Source organism: Bradyrhizobium sp. STM 3557 (assembly GCF_045571465.1).
Lineage (GTDB): Bacteria > Pseudomonadota > Alphaproteobacteria > Rhizobiales > Xanthobacteraceae > Bradyrhizobium.
Genome location: NZ_CP120697.1, coordinates 6,021,296 through 6,044,238, shown reverse-complemented (window position 1 = coordinate 6,044,238; position 22,943 = coordinate 6,021,296). Strand labels below are relative to the sequence as shown.

Here is a 22,943-nt window from a genome sequence, read left to right as displayed (position 1 = left end):
GAAGGAAGTCTGGATTGCTTCGTCGCTCCGCTCCTCGCAATGACGGTTGGAGAGGCAAGGAAATCGCAACCGCTTGGTAGGAGGAGACAGATCCATGCAGAGAACAAGAGCCCCATTCCGTGCCGATGAGGTCGGCAGCCTGCTGCGCCCGCAGAAGATCAAGGACGCTCGCGCCAAGCTCGAAAAGGGCGAGATCTCGGCCGATGAGCTGCGCAAGATCGAAGACATGGAAATCGAGAAGGTCGTGCATCGCCAGGCCTCGACCGGCCTGAAGCTTGCGACCGACGGCGAGTTCCGCCGCTCCTGGTGGCATTTCGACTTTCTCGCCAAGCTGACCGGCTGCGAGCTGTTTCATCCCGACACCGGCATCCAGTTCGCGGGTGTGCAGACCCGGCACGACGCGGTGCGCGTGATCGGCAAGCTCGACTTCCCGGCCGATCATCCGATGCTCGATCACTTCCGCTTCCTGAAGAAGCACGCCGACACGGCGCATGTGACGGCGAAGATGACGATCCCGTCGCCGGCGGTGCTGCACTTTCGCGGTGGCCGGAAGTCGATCTCCAAGGAGGTCTATCCCGATCTCGATGCGTTCTATGAGGATCTCGGCAAGACCTACCGCAAGGCGGTGAAGGCGTTCTACGACGCCGGCTGCCGCTATCTGCAGTTCGACGACACCGTCTGGGCCTATCTGTGCTCGCAGGACGAGCTGCAGAAGGCGCGCGAGCGCGGCGACAATCCCGAGGGCCTGCAGCAGATCTATGCGCGCATCATCAACTACGCCATCGCCGAGCGCCCCGCAGACATGGTGATCACGACCCACGTCTGCCGCGGCAATTTCCGCTCGACCTGGATTTCCTCGGGCGGCTACGAGCCGGTCGCCGAGACGATGCTCGGCGGCACCAATTACGACGGCTACTTCCTCGAATACGACACCGAGCGGGCCGGCGGCTTCGAGCCGCTGCGCTTCCTGCCCAAGGGCAACAAGGTGGTCGTGGTCGGCCTGGTGACGTCCAAGAGCGGCGAACTGGAGAAGAAGGACGACATCAAGCGGCGCATGGAGGAGGCGGCGAAGTTCGCCCCGATCGATCAACTCGCGCTGTCGCCGCAATGCGGCTTCGCCTCCACCGAGGAGGGCAACATCCTGAGCGAAGAGGAGCAGTGGGCCAAGCTGCGCCTCTGCGTCGAACTCGCCGACGAGATCTGGGGCAAGTAGGCCGCTCTCGGTTGGCGACAAATGAGCCGGATCAGGCGCCGCCTGGTCCGGCTTTCTCTTTGCGGCACTGTCCACGCAACGCTAATTGGAGCAGGAAAGGCTCTGGAGCTTGGGTCTGTAAGCCTCGAGTTTGTAAGTCTTGGTTAGTCTGTTCGATCAGCCGCAGGCGAGCGCCGTGCCGTGCTGGATGGCCTCGTTCCACGCGCGATAGCCCTCCGCGTTCAGATGGACGCCATCGATCGTGAACGGGGCCTGCACCTCGGGCCATGGCAGCAGGGTGGCGCCGGTGCGCCGCGCCAGGTCGGGCAGCGCCGCGCGGTAGCTGCCGATCGTGGCCATGGCGGTCTTCGCCATGTCAGGCGTCATCCGCGCGCGCGCCTCCACGGGGGGGATCTCGATGAAATAGATGCGATCGGTCAGTTTCGACAGCTCGCGCAGCAGCGCCTCGTAGCGACCGGCAAACGCGTCCGCGTTGCCGGCCGAGTTGGTTGGCACGTCGTTGATGCCGAGCGAGACGATGATCGCGAACGGCCGGCTCTCGCCCACCGCCGGCTTCAGCCAGCCGGCGAGATCGCTGGCGGTCGAGGCGCCGCTGAGGCCGGCATTGACGAGGGCATGTCCGCAGGCGCTCGGCGGCAGGATCGCCGCCTCGACGATGCTGTCGCCGAGCACGATGATGGGCGCCTCAGTCCGGCTCAAGGTGAGGTAAAGGACCTGCTGGCGCACCATGCGATGTTCACTGCCTGGCGGTGGGGTCCGACGCGCCTGCTGCGCGCGCCCCAGCAGGAAGGCCGCGACCACCATCGCCATCAACGCCACAAGAGCCACACCCCAACGTGTCTGCGTCGCATCTCGCATCATCTGCTACGGCTCGATGTTGTTTCGGAGCCGCGCGCCGGCGACGGCCGTTCCCTGGAGCATATGGCTTGCAGGCGCATTTCGCGACGATGCGGCGCGCCGGAACCAGGCCTGCGCCGATTCGCAGCGCCCCCCTTCCTTTGGTGGGCAGATCGTGCTAGGAGCCCAACGCTGTTTCTTGTTGCCCACCCCTGTCCCAATTCACCGCCGGATGACCAACGACCAGATCATTGCCCAGATTTCCGAGTTCTGCCGTCAGGCAGACATGGCGGAATCGACCTTCGGCCGGCGGGCGGTCAATGATGGCAAGCTGGTGCACCGCCTGCGGGAGGGCAAGCGGATCACGATCGACACGCTGGACCGTATCCAGGCCTATATCGCGACCTCGACCGGCACACTGCCGCCGCCGCGGCTCGCCGAGGTGCCGGAGAAGCGCGATCCCAAGAGCAATTTCCGCTTCTTCGAGAACCGGCAGAAATACCTGTTGTTCGTGCACACTTGCAGCGAGAAGCGCGTGGTGGCCGAGCGGGTAGGGCTGGAGCTTGCGGCCATCCATCCGCGCCCACCGGCGCTGCGGGTGTTCGATGCCGGCGTCGGCGACGGCACCGTGCTCTCCAAAGTGCTGCGGACCATGCATGGCCGTTTTCCGCAGATCCCGTTCTACGTCGCCGGCAAGGAGCTCAGCCTCGAGGACGTCCGGCTGACGCTGGAGAAGGTGCCGGACCGGCTGTTCGAGCATCCCGCGAGCGTGTTCGTCTTCACCAACATGAATTACGCCGAGGCGCCGTGGCTGACGCCAGCCTCGCCCGCGGTCGCCGCCAGCATGATCTGGCACGAGGTGGTGCTGCAGGGCGCTTCCTCCGGCGAGTTCGAGGCGCAGATCGCAGGCTTGAAGCCGTTCCTGGACCAGAACTGGCGGGCCAATGTCAGCCCCCGCACCGGCATGCCGGTCTATGAGCGGCCGATCGCGCTGGTGCTGTATCGCGAGGACCACCGCTTTCTCTTGGACGCGATCATCCCCCGCGCCGGCCGGGTCGAGGCCAATTTCGATCTTGTGATCGCCTCGCAGCCCTACCGGGCCAAATCTTCTGTGAATTTCCGCGCCAAGCGGATCATCGCGCCGCTGGCGCGGGCGCTGCGGCCGGGCGGACGGCTGATCGGAATCCACTCCCACGGCCAGGATCCGGGCCTGGAAATCATCCAGGCGGTGTGGCCGGGAGAAAATCCTTTCTCGGTCAGCCGCCATGAGCTATTGCGCGCCGTGAAATACGAGCTGGGGTCGAGTGGGCGGGATTTAAATTTTAACGCCTATGCCGACAATCGCTCGATTTTCAGGTATGACATGGAGGCTCTGCCCAACGAGGTCACCGGGACCATCGGAACCTCGACGGCTTTTGCAGCCTGGAATGCGGCGGTGTATGTCGCCCAAATCGAGGAAGATCGCTTGACCGACATCGCTCACAGTGGCCGCGCTCTCGATGCCGCCAGAGAGGTGCTGCGAAAGCACAACGGGTTGTGGTTCTACGACGAATCCTACGTCATCTCGCGGCGTCGCGACTGACATTCCTGGGATCGATATCAAAAACGACCGCCGTGGGCGGCGAACAAGGGGTTGCTTGATGCGCGCGTCATATCTGTTCACCTCGGAGTCGGTGTCCGAGGGCCATCCAGACAAGGTCTGCGACCGGATTTCCGACGAGATCGTCGACCTGTTCTATCGCGAGGGGCCGAAGGCCGGCATCGATCCGTGGGCCATCCGCGCCGCCTGCGAGACGCTCGCCACCACCAACAAGGTCGTGATCGCCGGCGAGACCCGCGGCCCCGCCTCGGTGACCAATGAGCAGATCGAAAGCGTCGTCCGCGACGCCATCAAGGACATCGGCTACGAGCAGGACGGCTTCCACTGGAAGACCTGCGACATCGAGATCCTCTTGCATCCGCAGTCGGCCGACATCGCGCAGGGCGTCGACGCGCTGCAGCCGGGCGAGACCAAGGAAGAGGGCGCCGGCGACCAGGGCATCATGTTCGGCTATGCCTGCAACGAGACGCCCGATCTGATGCCGGCGCCGATCTTCTACGCCCACAAGATCCTGCGGCTGATCTCGGAAGCCCGCCACTCCGGCCGCGAGAAGGTGCTGGGCCCGGACTCCAAGAGCCAGGTCACCGTGCAATATGAGAACGGCAAGCCGGTTGGCGTCCGCGAGATCGTGGTCTCGCACCAGCATCTGGTCGAGGACATGACCTCTGCGCAGGTGCGCGAGCGCGTCGAGCCTTATGTGCGCGAGGCGCTGCCGCAGGGCTGGATCACGCCGCAGACGATCTGGCACATCAACCCGACCGGCAAGTTCTATATCGGCGGACCGGATGGTGACTCCGGCCTTACCGGCCGCAAGATCATCGTCGACACCTATGGCGGCGCGGCCCCGCATGGCGGCGGCGCCTTCTCCGGCAAGGACCCGACCAAGGTCGACCGGTCCGCAGCCTATGCCGCGCGCTATCTCGCCAAGAACATCGTTGCCGCCGGCCTCGCCGACCGCTGCACCCTGCAGCTCGCTTACGCCATCGGCGTGGCGCGGCCGCTGTCGATCTACATCGACACCCACGGCACCGGTAAGGTGCCGGAGGACAAGCTCGAGAAGGCCGCCGCCGAGGTCATGAACCTGACCCCGCGTGGCATCCGCACCCATCTCGACCTCAACCGTCCGATCTACGCGCGCACCTCGTCCTACGGCCATTTCGGCCGCACGCCGGACAATGAGGGCGGCTTCTCCTGGGAGAAGACCGACCTCGCGGAAGCGTTCAAGCGCGCGGTTTGATGTCTAACCTCTCCCCGCGCTCGTCCGCCGTAGCTCGAAGAGCGAAGGCGGATGCGGGGAGAGGTCGATCGCGCAGCGATCGGGTGAGGGGGTACAGGTCTCACTATGCGCACCATTCGTGCGTCCGCCCCTCACCCATAGCCGATGCTTCGCATCGGCGTTCTAAGATTAGGAGCGGTGGCCGCAGGCCGCCGTTGCCTCTCCCCGTAAGAACGGGGAGAGGGGCTAGACTGCGCCTTTGAAGCGCTCAGTTTCATTTCGTCACGACCAGTCCGAATTCATCCGATCAGGAACCCACACATGCCCGCCTTCACCGACTACATCGTCAAGGACATCTCGCTCGCCGATTTCGGCCGCAAGGAGATTTCGCTCGCCGAGACCGAGATGCCCGGCCTGATGGCGACGCGGAAGGAATACGGCCCGCTTAAGCCGCTCAAGGGCGCGCGCATCGCCGGCTCCCTGCACATGACCATCCAGACCGCGGTACTGATCGAGACGCTGGCCGCGCTCGGGGCCGACATCCGCTGGGTCTCCTGCAACATCTATTCGACCCAGGACCACGCCGCGGCCGCGATCGCCGCTGCCGGCATTCCGGTGTTCGCCGTCAAGGGCGAGACGCTCACCGAATATTGGGACTACACCGCAAAGCTGTTCGACTGGCATGGCGGCGGCACGCCGAACATGATCCTCGATGACGGCGGCGATGCCACCATGCTGGTGCACGCCGGCCTGCGCGCCGAGCAGGGCGATACCGCCTTCCTCGACAAGCCGGGCTCGGAAGAGGAGGAGGTGTTCTTCGCGCTGATCAAGCGCCTCCTCAAAGAAAAGCCCAAAGGCTGGTTCGCCGAGATCGCTGGCAACATCAAGGGTGTCTCCGAAGAGACGACCACGGGCGTGCACCGCCTGTACGAGATGGAGAAGACCGGCAAGCTGCTGTTCCCGGCGATCAACGTCAATGACAGCGTCACCAAGTCGAAGTTCGACAACCTCTATGGCTGCCGCGAGTCGCTGGTCGACGGCATCCGCCGCGGCACCGACGTGATGATGTCGGGCAAGGTCGCGATGGTCGCGGGCTTCGGCGACGTTGGCAAGGGCTCGGCCGCCTCGCTGCGCCAGGCCGGCTGCCGCGTCATGGTCTCCGAGATCGATCCGATCTGCGCGCTGCAGGCGGCGATGGAAGGCTATGAGGTGGTGACGATGGAAGATGCCGCACCGCGCGCCGACATCTTCGTCACCGCCACCGGCAACAAGGACATCATCACCATCGAGCACATGCGCGCGATGAAGGATCGCGCCATCGTCTGCAACATCGGCCACTTCGACAACGAGATCCAGGTGGCCTCGCTGAAGAACCTGAAGTGGACCAATATCAAGCCGCAGGTCGACGAGATCACCTTCCCCGACGGCAAGCGCATGATCCTGCTCTCGGAAGGCCGCCTGGTGAACCTCGGCAACGCCATGGGCCATCCGTCCTTCGTGATGTCGGCGTCCTTCACCAACCAGACGCTGGCGCAGATCGAGCTGTTCAAGAACCAGGGCAAGTACGAGAAGAAGGTCTACGTGCTGCCGAAGACGCTGGACGAGAAGGTGGCGCGGCTGCATCTCGCCAAGATCGGCGTCAAGCTCACCGAGCTGCGGAAGGACCAGGCCGACTATATCGGCGTCAAGCCGGAAGGCCCGTACAAGGCCGACCACTACCGCTATTGATCGTCACACGATCATCGTCTGAAACGCGACGGCCGGGGCATAGCCCCGGCCATTTGCTTTGTACGCTGGCGCCCCACAGATGATCGAGCCGCCCTACGTCGCGCGGGCACGCGAATGCGCGTTGCGGGCGGACCGGATCCGGCCCACCTTCGCCGATGCGATCTTCCGCAGCTTCGCCGCCGCGACCTTGACGTGCTTGGCCGAGCCGCGCTCATGCCGCGCCGCCAGGTGCTTCCGCGGCTTCTCGGCGGCGTGGGCCTCCCGGGTCGTGTCGCCGCCGCGGCGGGAGACGTATTCCTTGCCGTCGATCGGGCCGACATGCGGCGGGTCGTAGCTGAGATAGGGCCGCCCGATGCCGAACTCCTTGCCGTGGGCGTCGATCCATTTCCAGAGCGCTTCGGTGAAAGCCCAGCGCTCGGTGCGGGTGGCGCCCTTGGTGCTGACGATGTCCGCAGCGAGCCCGTGGCCGTAGCCGCCGCGCAAGCTGCCGCCGTGATAGGACTTGTTGCTGGCCGCCTTCAGCCCGCTGGCGATCGACTGGCGATAGTCGTCACGAAACGCGCTGGTGATGCCGGGCGACAGGCCGGCGGCCTCCGCCGCGTGCAAGGTGTAGAACAGCTTCAGCTTGAAATCCCGGTCCATGCCGCCGATCACGTAGTCCTCCATCGGCAGTCCGGCTTTCTCCGAAGCCTTCCGGTCCTTCCACGCGAAATCCTCGTCGACCGATTTGTAGAAGGTTCTGGTCACCATCACCAGCTTGCGCTTCCGCTTGATCGTCACCTGCCTTTGCTCGGGCACCTTGATCGTGTCCTGCTTGGGCGCGCGCTGATACAGCTCCCACAGATACCGATCGACGCAGGTGTCCAGGATGAAGCACTCGTCGGCGGCTTCGCTGACGGCAATGCTATCGGTCCGGTCGCTCGCCTCATGATCCGGCGTGCTGATCGCCATGGCTTGAGGCGCTAAGCGGGGTGCCGGCAGCACCTCCGACGGATTGGCCGAGGCGGTCTGGACGGCCGGTGTCGGCTGGTCCATCGTCTGGGCGCGATCCGGCACGTCAGGCGTAGGAGCTGCGGAGGAGACCTTGGATGCCGGTGCTGCGGCCGCAGCCATTGTCCCGGTCGCGTCATCGGCATGCGCATTGAGGGTAGCCGTCGGCGTCTCGGCTGGCCTTGCTTCACCGCTCGGCGCGGCCGCGCCGCTCTCGACCACCGGCGCCGCATTGGTGCTTTCGATCTCGCTCGAACTGAGCACCTGCGGCCAGGCGACGACACAGCTTGCGAGGACGACGGACCGACACAACGCCACCGTTGCTAATCGTCGCGGCTTCATGATCCCAGCCTCCTGTGATCCGTTCGAGCCAGATACGCAGCCAATCATGCCAACACGGCCGATTGTTCGGATCACGGCCCGCCCGCGCAATAGCGCGGCGGTGGCCGGGATCGGCTTTTCCGGGAACCGTTGCTCGAATGCAACGTGCCCTTGCAGGTGATTTCCGCACGATTTCGGCCGCGGTGGAAGCGCAAATATCGGCTTGCGCAAGCCGCCGCTGTCTGCGCAGCCGATGTCCCGTCTCCCGGGGCGCGGCTCCCGTCAGCGTTGCCTTGATCGCGCCGTCCGGCAATCGCATCATGTCGGCAACCGCAAATGGACGCGCATGACCCATAGAGCCCTCGCATTCCTGATGCTATTGCTTGGCCTGCCGGGTGCGGCCGCACCGGCCAGGGCGGGCGAACTCGACGAGGCCGTCGCCGCCGCGCACCGGGGCGACTACGCCGCGGCGCTGAAGCGGCTGCCGCCACTAGCCGAGAAGGGCGATGCGCGGGCGCAGTTCGACCTCGGCTTCATGCATGCTTTTGGCTGGGGCTATCAGCGCAATCCGGCGGAGGCGATCGCCTGGTATCGCAAGGCCGCCGATCAGGGGCTTGGCGTGGCGCAGCATTTTCTCGGCCTCGCTTACGTCAATGGCGAGGGCGTGCGACCCAATGACGAGGAGGCCGCGCGCTGGTTCGGCCGCGCCGCCGCGCAGGGCTTTGCCCAGTCGCAATACCTGCTGGGGCTGATGCTCCTGGATGGTCGCGGCGTGCAGCAGGACGTCGTGCAGGGCTATGCCTGGATGGTGATGGCGGGGCAGGGCGGTGTCCGCTCCGCCGGCCGCACCGTGCAGCGGCTGGTGCTCACCGAAGCGCAGCGGGCGCAGGCGCAGGACTTCATCGCCCATTGGAAGCCGAAGCCGGAATCCGCGATTGCCAGCGTGGCCAATCCGGGCGCGGACGATCTTCTCGGCCTCGACCGCCATCTCGGCGAGGTCGTGGATGCCACCAGCTGGCCGGCCTCGGCGATCGGCGTCGTCGCGGTCGCGCATTTCTCGACCGGCGGCCATTGCACGGGCACCTTGGTCGGGCCGCGCCTGGTGCTGACAGCCGCGCATTGCCTGTTCAACGGCACCGCGCCGATCACGCCAAGCAGCGTCCACTTCCTCGCCGGCATGGACAAGGGCACACCGGCATCCTCCGCGGCGGCCGAGCGCTTCATCATCGCCAAGGAGTTCATCCCGACCTTGCGCGGCCGCTGGACGCTCGATCGCTCGCCGGCCGATTGGGCGCTGATCGTGCTGCGAGACCCGGTCCCAGCGCGGCCGGTCGCCGTGAGAGCGCTGACGCCGGAGCAATTGGAGGCCGCGACGCAGGCCGGCACGATCTCGCAGATCGGCTATGGCGAGGAGCGGCGCTATTCCCCCACCGCGCAACGCAATTGCCGCGCCGAGCGCACCCGCGACAGCCGGCTCCTGCTGGTCCGGTGCCTCGCCAATTTCGGCTATTCGGGCTCACCGATCCTGGCCGAGATCGACGGCGCGCCGGTCGTGACGGGCGTCTTCTCGGCCTTTCAGGAGGAAACGCGCTTGATGTTCGCGTCTCCCGCCAGCCAGTTCGAGGCCGCCGTCCGCGACGAGATCGCGGCCGAAGCGGCGCCGGCGCGGTGACGCGGCAGCGATGGATCGCGCTTGGTCGTACCCGGCGCTAGCCGGTCATCATCTCTTACTTGGCTGTTTTTGATCCATATGGCGAAGCGCGACTTGCTCTTCCCAGAGCCGTAATTCGATGAAATTGCGCTCGATGTCGGTGAGATAGGTCTTCAGCAATCGCTCGTATCGGCTGATATTATTCCGGTGAGTTTGGCAACTTTCGAACTCAACAAACGCCATCTTGATCCACCCACTATACGTTCATTATCACCACTTGCTTTTGTTTTTGGGAAGCCATCCCGTCGAAATGACCATGTGACGGAGATAATTTCCGCCTTCCAACTATACGAAAGTATGTCAGAACTAATTAATGGCGTCTGCCACAAAGCGAGCATAAGGCCCTGATCAAAAGTGATCTTTTGATGGCATCGGGTAGCTAACTACTTCTGTCGACGTTTCGGCGCAACCTCTGTGCCATCGGGGAGATTTAGAACTCGCGAAACGGACTTAGAAGCTACTCGGGCTTCTGGGCTCAGAAATAGTTCGTAGGGCGGGTTGCTCTTGCGTCATAACGGACGTCATTCGGCGGCGAGGCCGCAGGCCTTGAACCCGGAATCTTCGTATTGGCTTGCGTTTGTTTCGAGATTCGCGGGTCATCGCAAATGCAAGGGCGCTTCGCGCCTTCGCATCGACGATTGCCCCCGGAAACGACAGTGAAAGCGGCTGCTCAGCCCTTCGTGACACAGCGCGTAGGGTAAGTTAGCGACCGCGCTAGGATTCCGAAAATAGAGCGTGTGTTGATGCGCGGTCGCGTAACCCACTAGGGGTACCGAGAAGGTCGGTGGGTTACGCGACCGCCATCTGCGGCAGATGTGCCGAGATCGCAAACCCGCGGTCGCTAACCCACCCTACGCCTTTCGCAACTCATGTTCTCGCCAACCCAATCCGCAAGCGCCGGTTCTGCCGGCCCTTGTTGTCGATCTTCAGGATACGGATGGGTCGCGCATGGCCGGTTGAGGCGAGGTGCGTGCCGCCGCACGCCTGCTGATCCAGGCTTTCGATATCGACGATGCGGATCAGGCCGTCGGCCTGCCGGGGCGGCGCGACCGACTTGGCGCGGAACAGGCCGGCCGTTGCCTCCGCCTCGTCGTAGGCCATGTCGAAGGCGCGGATCGGGCGATCATCTGATATCGCGGCATTGACGGCCCTCTCCACGGCTACCAGCTCCTCCGCCGACACTTTTGGCAGATCGAAATCGATGCTGAACTCATCCGTCGCCGTCATGCGGACTCCGGTCAACAGCGCGCCGTCGAACAGCTTGTAGACCGCGCTGTTCACCAGATGAGCGACCGTGTGCTGCTCGCACATCAGTTGCCGGAAGGTCGTCTCGACCCGCGTCAGGAGCCGCCCTTCGGGCGCGATGTCGGCGTCGATCAGGTGCCAGAGCCCGTTCGCTGCCGCCTCGAAGGCGACGACCTGGCACGTCCTGCCGTTCCACGCGATCGTCCCACGGTCCGGCAGCTGGCCGCCGCCGCCGGGATAGAAGGGGGAGCACGCCAGCAGCACCGCGCCGGGGCGCGCGTCGAGCGCGTCGGCTTCGAGCTCATGCACGCCGGGATGATCGACGGCGTAAGGCCGGGAAAAGAGTTCACTCATGCGATAACGCCGCGACCGAGTTGTCGGGCAGATCGGCACGCCGAACAACCTTGTTGCGGCCAACCAGAATCCAGTACATGGCTCCGCCGCAAAAGCCTGAAAGCGCGGTGGCGAGCCACATCCCGTAGCCGGGAAATGCGAAGCTATTTTCCAGCAGATCGAACACTTGTGCGAGATCAGGAAGCGCCAGCACCATCAAATATTGAAGGTAGGCTCCGAGCCCGATCAGTGCACCTCCATAAGCGTGAAACCAAAACGAGCGGATACCTCGCTGTTCCGAATAGATGATCGTGGGGAGGGCTGGCAAAAGACCAAGAACCGCGGCGAGTTCGCTTGAAACCGCGATCACGATGAGAAGGCCCTTCAGATCATACGAAACTGGAAAGAGAAACAGCTTGCCTGAGTGAATGCTGATCGTCAGCGAAAGCCAGAGAAACAAGATGCTGCCGGCCACGAGGCTGGCGGCCAAATAGGACAACGCAATTGCGCCGAGACGATTACCTCGGGTCATACAAATGATTTGGCATCGTGATGTCCGTCCCGTGTTCGCGGCAGGTACTCCTGGGGTGTGAACGGCCGAATGGCGGTTTGGATCTCATCAGCCTATGTCAGCTCGCCACGAACAGGAACGGTCCGCCGCGATGGCGGCGCCCGCACCGCGAGCTCGACGTGAACTTGGCGCCGCCCAACTTGCTTTTGATGTGGCCGCGTAGCCCGGACGAGCGTCAGCGATATCCGGGGCATCGATATACGTCCCGTATGTCGCTCCGCCCATCCGGGCGACACCATCGATGAAACACTGTGGCCGATCCGACACGTCGGGCAAATCAGCTGCGCGATCTTGCCGTCGCTGGCTTGTGCGGAGGCAGCAAACAAGGGCGAGAAAGCCTGCGTCAAACGACTAATTTCACAAGCGATCTCAACGCGCCGCGTGCTGTCCAGATGGCGCGCGAAAAATATTCCGCTTTCGTTTTCGGAAAATCGTGTCTTCCTTCAGTCCATCCCGCCTCATGCGGAGGGGCGTACGCGTCGTCACGAGACGTAGAGGCGGGCTGCGATGGACGTGCAGGCGACGGCAGACGACCGGCGCAGGCGCGGACGGTGAAATCGTGTGGTCCTGGCCTCCCGGTGCTGAGGCCAAGTCTGCGGATAGCGACGAGCTCGCGGGCGATGGGGGCAATCAAGCCGGTCCCCAGGGAGATCACGTATAAGCCGTAAACCATTCGCGCAGGGAAGGCCGGGCTGTCTTGGCCGATCCTGTGGTGACTGCCGCCTGCTTTCTTTGTCGCAGGCGGGCCATGGGGGCGGCGAGCTCCCGGCCTTCCCTGCGCCCTCCCGATTTTCGAGGGCTCAACGTGAAGCAAAACTCGGGCGATGTCCGCTGCGAGATCGCGGAGTCATGCCGATGAAAGCTTTGTTTGTATCACCGGCATGCTGTGGCGGTGAACCAGGCCATGCCGAGTGCGCCGTCATGCAGGCGGACGCAGGCGGGATCGCCGATCTCGGCAGCATCGTAGACATCGCGCGGGACTGTCGCATCGTGCGGCGCGGCCATCGGTCCCCAGGGCGCGAGCGTGAGATGATAGCTGGCGATGCGGCTGTGGCCGAGATGCTTGCCTGTGATCCGGCTGCGCAGCACCGATTGCGGCGCGCGGTCGAGCAGGACGTTGGCCTGGCCGAGCGCGCCGAATGCATAGGCACCGGTCAGCAGCGCCGCGATGGAGAGGCGCCACCAGCGCCGGCGCAGCCGGGTCTCACGCCTGAGGGCAGCGATCAGGAACACGATGGCAATGGCGGCGGCAAAGGCCGTCAGCGGCAGCCAGCTCAGCAGGTTGAGATCGAACAGGGTGCGCGCGAACAGGGCGCAGGCCGGCACCGCGCAGGCGCTGCCGAGATTCGCCTCGTAGCCGCTGCCGAGCCCGATCCGGAACAGGTCGCGCCGTGCGATGACCGCAGTCATCGCAAGCAATGGCAGTGCGATCAGGAGTGTCATCAGCGCGCCGTAAGGCTGTGGCCGGAACAGCGCCCACACCGCGACGAGGATGGCGATCAAGGTCAATGCGGCGGCGAGTTTCTGGGCCCGGGGGATCGCGTGCCCGCGGCTGTCGCGTACATCGTCCGGATCGTCGCCTGGTTCGGCCATCGGGTGGTCCATTCAAGTGCCGCGCTGTCGGGCCGGTCTCATCTCCATAGCGGGGGAAGATTGATCCATTGCCAACATCGATCCGGATTTGACACGCGGGGTGCCCGTTGTCAGTCTGCGGGCAACAAAATCAAAGGCGGCGTCACGGGAACGCCAAGGGGAACGCCAAAAGGGAAGCCATGTCACCGGAGCATTTCGACGTGCTGATCGTCGGCGCTGGCCTCTCCGGCATCGCCGCGGGCTATCAGCTCAAGCGCAAATGCCCGGGCAAGACGTTCGCGATCCTGGAAGGGCGGGGTGCGATCGGCGGCACCTGGGATCTGTTCCGCTATCCCGGCATCCGCTCCGACAGCGACATGTACACGCTGGGCTATTCATTCAAACCGTGGACCGACCCAAAGGCGATCGCCGATGGGCCGCAGATCCTGAACTATGTGCGCGAGACCGCCTTCGAGAATCGCCTCGAGGAGGCGATCCGCTTTCATCATCGCGTCCGCCGCGCGTCCTGGTCGAGTAGCGAGGCGCGCTGGACTGTCGAGGCCGAGCGCACGGTTGGCGAGGGTGCGATCCAGACCGTGCGCTTCACCTGCAATTTCCTGTTCATGTGCGCCGGCTACTATCGCTATGAGAGCGGCTATCGGCCCGAATTTGCCGGCGAGGCGGACTTCAAGGGCCGCATCGTCCATCCGCAGGCCTGGCCGGAGACCCTCGATTATGCCGGCAAGCGCGTGGTGGTGATCGGCTCCGGCGCCACCGCCGTGACCCTGGTGCCGGCGATGGCGAAGACAGCCGCGCATGTCACCATGTTGCAGCGCTCGCCGACCTATGTGGTGTCGCGCCCGGCGCAGGATGCGCTCGCTAACAAGCTCCGGCAGCATCTGCCCGCACGCCTCGCTTATCACCTGATCCGCTGGCGCAACGTGCTGTTCTCGATGTATTTCTTCCAGCTTAGCCGGCGCAAGCCGCATGCCGTGAAGGAGCTGATCCTTGGCGGCGTCAGGCACGCGCTCGGGCCCGATTACGATGTCGCCACGCATTTTACGCCGCGCTACAACCCCTGGGACCAGCGGCTCTGCCTGATTCCCGACGGTGATCTCTTCAGGGCGATCAGGGACAAGCGCGCCTCGGTGGTGACGGCCGAGATCGATCGCTTCACCGAACACGGCATCGCCTTGAAGGACGGCAGCGAGATCGAAGCCGACATCATCGTCACCGCGACGGGCCTCGTGCTGCAGGTGCTCGGCGGCATCGAGGTCACGGTCGATGGCCGCGCCGTCGATTTCTCGAACACCCTGAGCTACAAGGGCATGATGTATTCGGACGTGCCCAATCTCGCCGCGGCGCTCGGCTACACCAATGCCTCCTGGACGCTGAAATGCGACCTCACCTGCGAATATGTCTGCCGTCTCGTCAACTACATGGACCGGCGAGGCTACAGGCAATGCACGCCGCATAATGACGATCCGGCGATCAAGCCGCAGCCTGCGCTGAGCTTCACCTCCGGCTATGTGCAGCGCGCGATCGCAAAGCTGCCCAAGCAGGGTGACCGGCGGCCGTGGCGGCTGTACCAGAACTATGCGCTCGATATCGTCGCCTTGCGCTTCGGCAGGGTCGATGACGGCGTCATGCACTATTCATGATGGCGCGCCCCGCAAGCCGCGTCAGCCGGCGGGGTCGCGGGTCACAGCAGCGCGATGCCGAGCGCCGCGTCGGCCTCGATCGCATCCTGCACCTGCTTGAGCAGAGCGTCGCAGTCTGGATTGATCTGCGCCTGGCGCCTGTTGATCGGTCCCCAATGCGTGCGCGTATGTCGCAGCGCGACCGCCGCGTATTCAGCGGCGAAAGCCGGGCATTCCTTGCACAACTGTTGAAAGTCGCGACCGTCGCCCGAGCCGAAATTCTCCAGGCCCGACGGCTTGCACCTCACGCCCTCCTTGAACACGTCCAGAAATCCCGATGGCCTTGCCTTGTAGCCGGCAAAGATCTGGCCGAGCAGCGGGCTTGCGCCATTGGCGTCGAAGCTCATCTGGAACAGGCCGGCTTCCGCCGTGTCCGATGTCGTGTTGTGGGCCGTGATGTCGCGTCCTTCGCAATATTGTCCGGAGCTTTCGCGCATGCCGAGGCCGATCAGCAGTACAAACAGATGGCGCAGCGTGTCGGCGCCGTCGGCCGTATTGCTCATGCCGGCGGTGCGGAACAAATCGGCATACCAGGCCAAGGCATCGCGATTGGAATTCCGGGAGTTCTTGCGAGCCATGTCGAGCGCGGCCGCATCCCCGCGCTTGAACTTGGCATAGACCCGTCCGAACACCAATGCCATCCCGACAATGTAACCCTTCGGCGCCCTGCCGCGGTCGCGCCAATTGAAACGGGCGATGTTGCTGTTGGCGGCCATCGTCTTGAGCTCGTCGATCGACGCAGGAGGCGGCCCGGCGGGCGGCGCGGCTGCGGGAGTAGCGAGCGCTGCGGTCAAAGCGGGTGCTGCGGCCACTTCGAGGGACGCCCACGTCCGCGGTCCGACGATGCCGTCCGGCACCAGATCGTGGTCCCTCTGGAACTGCCTCAGGGCCGCCTCGGTGATCGCCCCAAAGCTGCCGTCGATGTCGATCTTCAGATCCGCCTGGAGCTGTCGAACGAGATCTCCGCGTGCGCCGCGCCGCAGGGTCGGACGGCCGTCCGCATCAACAGCGGGAATGATGGTCGGTGCGGGAGCCGTCCCGGCCATGATGCTTGCGACCTGGGTTCGGAATTCGTTCATGTCGAAGGACGGATCGTCCTTGCGGCCCTGCGGCAGGGCATATTCCTTGTGGCCGGCGCACATGATCGGATTGGCGCCGATTTTCTTGAGAATCGCCGCGACGCCTCGGCGATACGCGTCGAGTTGCACCGCAGGCCAGGGATCGCTCGGCAGGCCGGTGTTCTCTGCTTCGATCCCGATGAAGTTCTGATTGCCTTGGCTCAGACCCTGCCACATGCCGACGCCAGCGTGATTGCAGCGGCCTGCAGCGACGACGAAATATGTGCCGTCTCGTCCAAGGCCGAGTTGTGCCAGCGGACCGGCGAGATCAGGCCGTCCGTTGGTGATGATGCCAAGGCTCGGCATGATGCCCTTCGCCGGACCGGCCGTGTGATGGCAGATGACTCCCTTGACGGGTCCCATTTCACCGCGGCCGCGCGAGCGCCAGCCCGGTTGTTCGGCGACCTTGAGGCCGGCTTCCTCAAGGACTTCGGCAAGCCACGTCAGCGAAAATGCCATCTCACTCGCTCCCCCCAATGGCTACAGGCAGCTCCTCGTCGCGCGTCGGTTCATCCAGCGAGAAATCCAGCTCGCAGCCATCGCTTTCGTCGGGATCGTCGGGCTCTTCCGCAGCGTCGGCTTCGACACCGCCGCTGGCCTGGGGCAGCTCCTCATCGGAGGTGGCTTCGTCGGCGACGGGCTCCATGCCGCAAAGGCAATCGTCTGAATCTGAATCGTCGGCCGGTATATCCGAAGCAATCGACATGCTTCTCTCCCGGATACCATCAAATGAATTGCAATATGAAAAACGACTATCAGACGTAGAGTATAGGCGTACGCGTATTAGTCAATCCGAAGATGAATTTCGGTGCGATACACGCCGTGCGGCGGTACCATTCGGTGGAAAGGTGCACGGCGTTTCCGCTCGATCAGCGCGCGTCGGTGGTGCCATCCCGCAGCGGCGCACGGCTGAGCTCGTTGCCGGCGGCGATCGCCTTGCGCAACAGGCGCATCAGCTCTTTGGACTCCGCCGCCGTCAGCCCGCGCAGCATGCTGGCCTGCGCAGCCTCGACCGCCGGCGTGATCGCGCGCAGCGTTGTCTTGCCTTCTTTGGTGATTGTGAGCACGCGTGCGCGTCGATCGCGGCTGGAGGCCTCGCGGATCACGAGGTTCTTCTGCACCAGGCGATCGATGACGCCGGTGATGGTGGTGCGGTCATAAGCGATCAGGCCGGCGAGCGTGATCTGATCGATGCCGGGATTGGCGCCGATCGCCGCCAGGGCCGCGTATTGCACCGGGGTCAGGTCGAAGCCGGCCTGCTCGACCTCCGCAAGAAATACGGCCACCGCGATCTGCTGGAAGCGGCGGGCGAGGTGCCCGGGCATATCTTCCGTCTTTGTCACCGGCAGTCCTCCCCGTCGATCCGTTTGACAAGTATACTGATGATCAGTATACTGATCAATAGCGAAGTGGCTTTCAAGGCCCTCGGCCGGGACCGAGCGAACGTGTCCGGCTGGCTCAGACGGGAGGGATGTCCGATGCAATTCCATCTCAACGGCTTCGAGCCCGGCGATCCCGACATTGCCGATCCGGTCACGCGCGTGCATGGCGGCGGGGCACGCGGGCCAGTGCCCGCGGAGGTCGACGTACTGATCGTCGGCTGCGGACCCGCGGGGCTCAATCTCGCGGCGCAATTGTCGGCATTCCCCGACATCAAAACCTGCATCGTCGAGCAGAAGCCGGGTCCGTTGCTGCTCGGGCAGGCCGACGGCATCGCCTGCCGGACCATGGAGATGTTCAACGCCTATGGCTTTGCCGAACGCGTGCTGCGGGAGGCCTGCTGGATCAACGAGACCACCTTCTGGAAGCCGGAGGAGGGACGAAGTGAGAGCATCATCCGCAGCGGCCGCGTGCAGGACGTCGAGGATGGCTTGTCGGAGATGCCGCATGTGGTGCTGAACCAGGCCCGCGTGCATGATTTCTTCCTCGACGTGATGCAGCGGTCCGCAGCGAAGTGTGAGCCGTACTACGCGCGAAAGCTTACGGCCCTGCAGGTCGATCGTTCGGCCGGCATCGAGGATCACGCCGTCACCGTCACGCTCGAGGGCTGCGACGCCGCGCATGAAGGGCAGGTCGAGACGGTCAAGGCGCGCTACGTCGTCGGCTGCGACGGCGGGCGCTCGGCGGTGCGCAAATCGATCGGGCGCGAGTTGCGCGGCGATTCAGCGAACCATGCCTGGGGCGTGATGGACGTGCTCGCCGTGACCGACTTTCCCGACATCCGATTCAAGTCGCTGATCCAGTCGGCGCGCGACGGCAGCCTGCTCGTCATTCCGCGCGAGGGCGGCTATCTGGTCCGGCTTTATGTCGAGCTTGCCAAGCTCGAAATCGGCGAGCGGGTCGCCAGCCGCAACATCACGCTGGACGCGCTGATCGCAAAGGCGCAGCGCATTCTCAAGCCGTATACGCTCGAGGTGAAGGAGGTGCCGTGGTGGTCGGTCTACGAGATCGGCCAGCGGCTGTGCGACAAGTTCGACGACGTTCCGGAGGCTGAGGTCGAGACGCGGCTGCCGCGCGTCTTCATATCGGGCGATGCCTGCCACACCCACAGCCCGAAGGCGGGGCAAGGCATGAACGTCTCGATGCAGGACACGTTCAATCTCGGCTGGAAGCTCGCCGCCGTGCTGCGCAAGCGCTGCACGCCGCGGCTGCTGCACAGCTATTCGGCCGAGCGGCAGGCGATCGCCAAGGAGCTCATCGACTTCGATCGTGAATGGGCGGCGCTGCTCGCCTCTGCGGCCAAAGGTACGGAAGGTTTCGATCCGGCGAAGACGCAGAGCTATTTCGTCCGCAGCGGGCGCTACACGGCGGGCACGGCGACGCATTACGCGCCGTCGATCATCACCGGCAAGGCGCACCATCAGCATCTGGCATCCGGCTTTGCGATCGGCACGCGCTTCCATTCCGCGCCGGTGATCCGCCTTGCGGATGCCAAGCCGGTGCATCTCGGTCACGTCGTCAAAGCCGATGGACGCTGGCGCGTCTTCATCTTCGCGCCCGCCGGGCAGCCTGAGCAGGCGAGCGCTTCGGTCCGCGCGCTCTGTGATGCTCTCGCCGGGGACATTGACTCGCCGATCAGAAAATATACGCCCGATGATGCCGACATCGATGCGGTGATCGACGTCCGCGCCGTATTCCAGCAGGAGCATCGCTCGCTCGCGATCGAGACGATGCCGCCGCTGCTCGTCCCTGCGAAGGGAAAGTATGGCTTACGTGACTATGAGAAGATCTTCTGCGCCGATCCGAGAGGAGACATCTTCGCAATGCGCGGCATCGATCGGGCGGCGGGATGCATGGTCGTGGTGCGGCCCGATCAATATGTCGCCCATGTGCTGCCGCTCGACAGCACGGCAGGGCTCGCCGCGTTCTTCGATCGTTTCATGCTGTCGGCGCGGTGAGCTGATGGTGCGAGGTTAATGGAAGCTGAAAATGCGGCACACAGTCCGAGCTGTTCCGCTAGCCAGATCCAAATCTTTACTGCCTACAACTTTCCGAACCGATGCATGCTGTGCTGACTGAGCGGATGAGAGATCGAGATGCTGGCGAACCGACGCAAGAGTGAACGTCGCTTGTGCAGGAGGATTGCGAAGATCCATTGGGGTACCGGCTCGTTGCCGCGCGATTGCACGATCACCGACATCTCGGACGGCGGCGTCAAGGTGGTCGCCGAGCTCTTGGAGATTCCCCAGCACTTCAACATCATCTTCTCACCGGATAACTCGCGCAAATGCCGCTTGGCCTGGCGTATCGGCTGCGAGTTCGGTGCCGAGTTCATCGACTGAGGGATGCGCGGCGGGCCCTCGGCAGCATTGGCCGTCTTAACGGGACCTTAGGGTTAATAGGGCAGCGTGCCTGAACCATCGCTTTTTGATTGTTCAGTGCATGCGTCGATCGCCTCGTCTCCGTCCGCTCGCCAGACCGGCGATCTTCACCGCGTCTTTCGCGGTGGTGCTGCTTGGCCTTGGCGCCTGCCAGACCACCGATCTCGCCGAGGTCACCGGCGCGCTCAGCGACAAGGCCGAGAACAGCCGTCCTGCCGATGCGCGCGCGGACGTGGAGGTCTATCGGGAGCGCTTCCGCGCCTCGCCTGGCGATCCCGAGATCGCATTGAGATATGGCAATGCGCTGCGCGCCACGGGCCAGCGCTCGCAGGCCGTCGCCGTGCTGGAGCAGGCGACGATCGCCAATCCGAACCACAAGGAGCTGCTCGCCGCCTACGGCCGGGCGCTGGCCGACAACGGCAATTTTCAGCAGGCCTATGACGTGCTGAGCCGGGCGCACAGCCCCGAGGATCCGGATTGGCACATCCTGTCGGCGCAGGGTGCCGTGCTGGACCAGCTCGATCGCCACGACGAGGCGCGGCAGTACTACGCGACCGCGCTGAAGATCGCGCCGGACGAGCCCTCGGTGCTGTCCAATCTCGGCCTGTCCTATCTGCTCGCCAACGACCTGCCCAAGGCCGAGGAGACCCTGCGCAAGGCCTTTGGCCGGCCCGATGCGGACAAGCGGGTGCGCGTCAATCTCGCTGTTGTCGTTGGGCTCGGTGGGCGCCTCGGCGAAGCCGAAGCCATCATGAAGTCCGGTCTGCCGCCGGACGAAGCGGCCGCGAGCGTGACCTATCTGAAGCGGCTATTGGCGCGCAAGCAGACCGCGCAAGCCGCGCAGAAGGATCAGAAAGCATCGGCGGCGCGGCGGGAGCAGGCGAGAGCGGCGCCCGACAAGGAGCTTGCAAAAATGCTCAGCCGCGAGGACTGAGCCCTTCGTCTCAGCCTACTTGACGCCCAAGAGCCGTGCGATCGGCGCCAGCAGCGAACTGCGCTGCGGCCGGTGGTCGACGTGGCCGGCGAGGCGCTTGGCAAGCCCGTGGAACAGCTTGGTGGTGCGGCTGAGCGCCGCGATCTCGGCGATCATCTGCCCGTTATTGGCGGCGGTGCCGAACAGCTTGCAGTCGAACGGGATGGTGGCGACCGGCTCGCTCTCGACCGTCTTGGCGAAGCGCTTGAGGTCGATCTCCGGCCGTTTCGGCATGCCGACCTGGTTGAGGCAATAGAGTGGCGGCCGGTCGTTCGGCCGCGATGACTTCAAGGTGGCCAGCAAATTCTTGGTGTTGCGCAAGTTGGCGAGATCGGGCTCGGCGACCACCAGGATGTCGTCGGCATTGATCAACGCGTGCCGCGTCCAAGCCGACCATTGGTGCGGGATGTCGAGGACGATGCATTGCTGCGTCATGCGTAGCGTGTCGAAGATGGCATCGAAAGCCTCGGCACCGAAATCATAGACGCGCTCAAGGGTCGCCGGCGCCGCCAGCAGGTTCAGATGCTCGCCGCATTTGGCGAGCAGGCGTTCCATCAGCGCGGTGTCCGGCCGATCCGGCTGGAAGATCGCGTTCGCGATGCCTTGTGCAGGGTCCTGGTTGTAGTCGAGGCCGGCAGTGCCGAAGGCCATGTCGAGGTCGATGACGACGGAATCCAGCGTCAGGTCGCGCGCCATGGTCCAGGCGATGTTGTGAGCGACGGTGGAGGCCCCGACGCCGCCCTTGGCGCCGACGACCGCGATGATCCGTCCCGTCGTCACGGCCTCTGAGGCCGAGAACAGGCTGCAGATGCAGCGGATGATATCGAGCGTCTCGACCGGCCCGACCACATAGTCGTTGACGCCACGGCGCACCAGCTCGCGGTAAGCCACCGTATCTTCGGGGCCGCCGATGACCACGACTCGCGTACCGGGATCGCAGACGGTGGCGAGCTCGTCGAGCCCGTCCAGCACGCTGGTGCCGGGCTTGGTCTCCAGCACGATGACGTTCGGTGTCGGCTGCGAATGATAGGTCTCGATGGCGCGCGCCATGCCGCCCATCTTGATCGTGATGTGAGCCTTGCCGAGCCGGCGGTCCTGGCTCGCGGCCTGGATCGCGGCCGAGGTCTGCTCGGTCTCGCAGAAGGCCTGCACCGAGACGCGCGGGACCGGTGCGATGTGATCGTCGGCGGCGAGCGGCTGCGGCTCGGCCGGCTGCTCCGAATTCTGTCGGGACGCGCTGATCATTTGCCTGTGTCGCTGAGTTTGGCTTTTTCGGCTTCGGGATAGGTGATCGCGGTCGACTCGCCCTTGCGATATTTCTCGAACGCGGCCGAGCGGCGCGGCGTATAGGCCGCGGTCTCCGAGCGAGGCTGCTCGAGGTCGGCCGGATTGTCGATCATCGCAGCCAGATTGCGCTGGGTCGCGCAGCCGAAATTATAGTAATGGCGGTTCTCGTTGTATTCGGGGTTCATGATGTTGGGGCCGAGATCCTCCGGCCACAGGCCACAGGGGCCGGCGACCGCCGCGATCCTGGGATAGCTGATGCGGATCGCCGCCAGCTGATACGGGTTTTCGGGCTGGTAGGGCCGCATCGTGATCGCGCGCGGCGGCACCCCGCCCTCAGCAAGCACCTCGCGGATCTCGCGATAGGCATCGGCCGCGGCGCGTGCGTTCGGCGTATCGACCGGCACGCGGGTGACGATCACGCCCGTGCCCTCGCGCTGCCATGATCGCGCCACGCCGGCGACGTCGGCGCGCTGCTGCGCGGTCAGTCCGCCACGGCCTTGGCCGACGAAGATGGCGAGCGATTGGTTGGCTTCCTGGATTGCGATCGGATGCCGGTGCTTGTAGTCGTCGGGCACGGTCGCTGTCACGACCTCCGTGCTCGTCAGGGTGCAGGCTCCAAGCGATAGCGAGAGGCCGGCAAGCGCGCCGATCAGGCGCAGGCGCTCGGCCAGTGTGCTCGACATTGTCTATTCCTCCCGTCCGCAACG

19 protein-coding genes are annotated in these 22,943 nt (G+C 64.5%); 9 read left to right on the top strand and 10 right to left on the bottom strand.

The annotated features are described in order from the left end of the window. The first annotated feature begins 94 nt into the window (after positions 1-94). Entirely contained in the window at positions 95-1,213 is a 1,119-nt protein-coding gene (locus P6U24_RS27930; RefSeq protein WP_407155661.1) for a cobalamin-independent methionine synthase II family protein, read from the top strand. A 156-nt stretch (positions 1,214-1,369) separates the two neighbouring features. Here the strand turns inward: P6U24_RS27930 and P6U24_RS27925 are convergent, their stop codons facing one another. Then, entirely contained in the window at positions 1,370-2,074 is a 705-nt protein-coding gene (locus tag P6U24_RS27925; RefSeq protein ID WP_407155660.1) for an SGNH/GDSL hydrolase family protein, read from the bottom strand. Positions 2,075-2,282: 208 nt separating this feature from the next. Between P6U24_RS27925 and P6U24_RS27920 the strand changes: the two genes are divergently transcribed. The 3 genes from P6U24_RS27920 to ahcY all read left to right on the top strand — a co-directional run bounded on the left by P6U24_RS27920 (position 2,283) and on the right by ahcY (position 6,594). Next, the gene (locus tag P6U24_RS27920) at positions 2,283-3,632 is read left to right on the top strand and encodes a hypothetical protein (RefSeq protein WP_407155659.1); all 1,350 of its coding nucleotides are present in this window, start codon (positions 2,283-2,285) and stop codon (positions 3,630-3,632) included. 58 nt (positions 3,633-3,690) lie between these two features. Further along, complete coding sequence (gene metK, locus P6U24_RS27915; protein ID WP_407155658.1) at positions 3,691-4,887, top strand: methionine adenosyltransferase; 1,197 nt, start codon at positions 3,691-3,693, stop codon at positions 4,885-4,887. A 300-nt stretch (positions 4,888-5,187) separates the two neighbouring features. Beyond that, positions 5,188-6,594, top strand: a complete 1,407-nt coding sequence (gene ahcY / locus P6U24_RS27910) for an adenosylhomocysteinase (RefSeq protein ID WP_407155657.1) — start codon at positions 5,188-5,190, stop codon at positions 6,592-6,594. Positions 6,595-6,687: 93 nt separating this feature from the next. Here the strand turns inward: ahcY and P6U24_RS27905 are convergent, their stop codons facing one another. Next, positions 6,688-7,926, bottom strand: a complete 1,239-nt coding sequence (locus P6U24_RS27905; protein WP_407155656.1) for a peptidase M15 — start codon at positions 7,924-7,926, stop codon at positions 6,688-6,690. Positions 7,927-8,251: 325 nt separating this feature from the next. On the opposite strand from P6U24_RS27905, the gene P6U24_RS27900 reads away from it, so the two are divergent. Beyond that, the gene (locus P6U24_RS27900; protein ID WP_407155655.1) at positions 8,252-9,577 is read left to right on the top strand and encodes a trypsin-like serine protease; all 1,326 of its coding nucleotides are present in this window, start codon (positions 8,252-8,254) and stop codon (positions 9,575-9,577) included. A gap of 906 nt (positions 9,578-10,483) precedes the next feature. Here P6U24_RS27900 and P6U24_RS27895 read toward each other — a convergent pair. The 3 genes from P6U24_RS27895 to P6U24_RS27885 form a co-directional block, all read right to left on the bottom strand. After that, positions 10,484-11,215: an alanyl-tRNA editing protein gene (locus P6U24_RS27895; protein WP_407155654.1), complete on the bottom strand. Its 732-nt coding sequence runs from the start codon at positions 11,213-11,215 to the stop codon at positions 10,484-10,486. After that, entirely contained in the window at positions 11,208-11,693 is a 486-nt protein-coding gene (locus tag P6U24_RS27890) for a hypothetical protein (RefSeq protein ID WP_407155653.1), read from the bottom strand. The genes P6U24_RS27895 and P6U24_RS27890 overlap by 8 nt, the downstream gene beginning before the upstream one ends. A gap of 945 nt (positions 11,694-12,638) precedes the next feature. Continuing rightward, positions 12,639-13,358, bottom strand: a complete 720-nt coding sequence (locus tag P6U24_RS27885) for a hypothetical protein (protein WP_407155652.1) — start codon at positions 13,356-13,358, stop codon at positions 12,639-12,641. Positions 13,359-13,537: 179 nt separating this feature from the next. Here P6U24_RS27885 and P6U24_RS27880 point away from each other — a divergent pair, with 179 nt between their 5' ends. Beyond that, positions 13,538-14,998: a flavin-containing monooxygenase gene (locus tag P6U24_RS27880; protein ID WP_407155651.1), complete on the top strand. Its 1,461-nt coding sequence runs from the start codon at positions 13,538-13,540 to the stop codon at positions 14,996-14,998. Between the two features lie 41 nt (positions 14,999-15,039). Here the strand turns inward: P6U24_RS27880 and P6U24_RS27875 are convergent, their stop codons facing one another. The 3 genes from P6U24_RS27875 to P6U24_RS27865 form a co-directional block, all read right to left on the bottom strand. Beyond that, positions 15,040-16,614 (bottom strand): N-acetylmuramoyl-L-alanine amidase, encoded by a 1,575-nt coding sequence (locus P6U24_RS27875; protein WP_407155650.1) that lies wholly within the window; start codon positions 16,612-16,614, stop codon positions 15,040-15,042. 1 nt (position 16,615) lies between these two features. Continuing rightward, entirely contained in the window at positions 16,616-16,861 is a 246-nt protein-coding gene (locus P6U24_RS27870; RefSeq protein WP_407155649.1) for a hypothetical protein, read from the bottom strand. A gap of 163 nt (positions 16,862-17,024) precedes the next feature. Beyond that, the gene (locus tag P6U24_RS27865; protein WP_407160612.1) at positions 17,025-17,480 is read right to left on the bottom strand and encodes a MarR family winged helix-turn-helix transcriptional regulator; all 456 of its coding nucleotides are present in this window, start codon (positions 17,478-17,480) and stop codon (positions 17,025-17,027) included. A gap of 153 nt (positions 17,481-17,633) precedes the next feature. On the opposite strand from P6U24_RS27865, the gene P6U24_RS27860 reads away from it, so the two are divergent. The 3 genes from P6U24_RS27860 (at position 17,634) to P6U24_RS27850 (ending at position 20,910) form a co-directional block, all read left to right on the top strand. Continuing rightward, a complete protein-coding gene (locus P6U24_RS27860; protein ID WP_407155648.1) occupies positions 17,634-19,553 on the top strand; it encodes an FAD-binding monooxygenase in 1,920 nt (639 codons plus the stop codon). Between the two features lie 138 nt (positions 19,554-19,691). Next, positions 19,692-19,937, top strand: a complete 246-nt coding sequence (locus P6U24_RS27855; protein ID WP_407155647.1) for a PilZ domain-containing protein — start codon at positions 19,692-19,694, stop codon at positions 19,935-19,937. A 100-nt stretch (positions 19,938-20,037) separates the two neighbouring features. Further along, positions 20,038-20,910 carry a tetratricopeptide repeat protein gene (locus P6U24_RS27850; RefSeq protein WP_407155646.1) on the top strand — a complete coding sequence of 291 codons (873 nt, stop codon included), beginning with the start codon at positions 20,038-20,040 and terminating at the stop codon, positions 20,908-20,910. Between the two features lie 15 nt (positions 20,911-20,925). Here the strand turns inward: P6U24_RS27850 and P6U24_RS27845 are convergent, their stop codons facing one another. Together P6U24_RS27845 and P6U24_RS27840 are read right to left on the bottom strand one after the other, a co-directional pair. Further along, positions 20,926-22,194, bottom strand: a complete 1,269-nt coding sequence (locus P6U24_RS27845; protein WP_407155645.1) for a CpaE family protein — start codon at positions 22,192-22,194, stop codon at positions 20,926-20,928. After that, positions 22,191-22,919, bottom strand: a complete 729-nt coding sequence (locus P6U24_RS27840) for a CpaD family pilus assembly protein (RefSeq protein WP_407155644.1) — start codon at positions 22,917-22,919, stop codon at positions 22,191-22,193. The genes P6U24_RS27845 and P6U24_RS27840 overlap by 4 nt, the downstream gene beginning before the upstream one ends. Between the last annotated feature and the right edge of the window lie 24 nt (positions 22,920-22,943).

Bases quoted from the DNA above. Each gene is read 5' to 3' on its own strand.
- P6U24_RS27930 (WP_407155661.1), top strand. From the start codon at position 95: ATGCAGAGAACAAGAGCCCCATTCCGTGCCGATGAGGTCGGCAGCCTG.
- P6U24_RS27925 (WP_407155660.1), bottom strand. From the start codon at position 2,074: ATGATGCGAGATGCGACGCAGACACGTTGGGGTGTGGCTCTTGTGGCG.
- P6U24_RS27920 (WP_407155659.1), top strand. From the start codon at position 2,283: ATGACCAACGACCAGATCATTGCCCAGATTTCCGAGTTCTGCCGTCAG.
- metK (WP_407155658.1), top strand. From the start codon at position 3,691: ATGCGCGCGTCATATCTGTTCACCTCGGAGTCGGTGTCCGAGGGCCAT.
- ahcY (WP_407155657.1), top strand. From the start codon at position 5,188: ATGCCCGCCTTCACCGACTACATCGTCAAGGACATCTCGCTCGCCGAT.
- P6U24_RS27905 (WP_407155656.1), bottom strand. From the start codon at position 7,926: ATGAAGCCGCGACGATTAGCAACGGTGGCGTTGTGTCGGTCCGTCGTC.
- P6U24_RS27900 (WP_407155655.1), top strand. From the start codon at position 8,252: ATGACCCATAGAGCCCTCGCATTCCTGATGCTATTGCTTGGCCTGCCG.
- P6U24_RS27895 (WP_407155654.1), bottom strand. From the start codon at position 11,215: ATGAGTGAACTCTTTTCCCGGCCTTACGCCGTCGATCATCCCGGCGTG.
- P6U24_RS27885 (WP_407155652.1), bottom strand. From the start codon at position 13,358: ATGGCCGAACCAGGCGACGATCCGGACGATGTACGCGACAGCCGCGGG.
- P6U24_RS27880 (WP_407155651.1), top strand. From the start codon at position 13,538: ATGTCACCGGAGCATTTCGACGTGCTGATCGTCGGCGCTGGCCTCTCC.
- P6U24_RS27875 (WP_407155650.1), bottom strand. From the start codon at position 16,614: ATGGCATTTTCGCTGACGTGGCTTGCCGAAGTCCTTGAGGAAGCCGGC.
- P6U24_RS27870 (WP_407155649.1), bottom strand. From the start codon at position 16,861: ATGTCGATTGCTTCGGATATACCGGCCGACGATTCAGATTCAGACGAT.
- P6U24_RS27865 (WP_407160612.1), bottom strand. From the start codon at position 17,480: ATGCCCGGGCACCTCGCCCGCCGCTTCCAGCAGATCGCGGTGGCCGTA.
- P6U24_RS27860 (WP_407155648.1), top strand. From the start codon at position 17,634: ATGCAATTCCATCTCAACGGCTTCGAGCCCGGCGATCCCGACATTGCC.
- P6U24_RS27855 (WP_407155647.1), top strand. From the start codon at position 19,692: ATGCTGGCGAACCGACGCAAGAGTGAACGTCGCTTGTGCAGGAGGATT.
- P6U24_RS27850 (WP_407155646.1), top strand. From the start codon at position 20,038: ATGCGTCGATCGCCTCGTCTCCGTCCGCTCGCCAGACCGGCGATCTTC.
- P6U24_RS27845 (WP_407155645.1), bottom strand. From the start codon at position 22,194: ATGATCAGCGCGTCCCGACAGAATTCGGAGCAGCCGGCCGAGCCGCAG.
- P6U24_RS27840 (WP_407155644.1), bottom strand. From the start codon at position 22,919: ATGTCGAGCACACTGGCCGAGCGCCTGCGCCTGATCGGCGCGCTTGCC.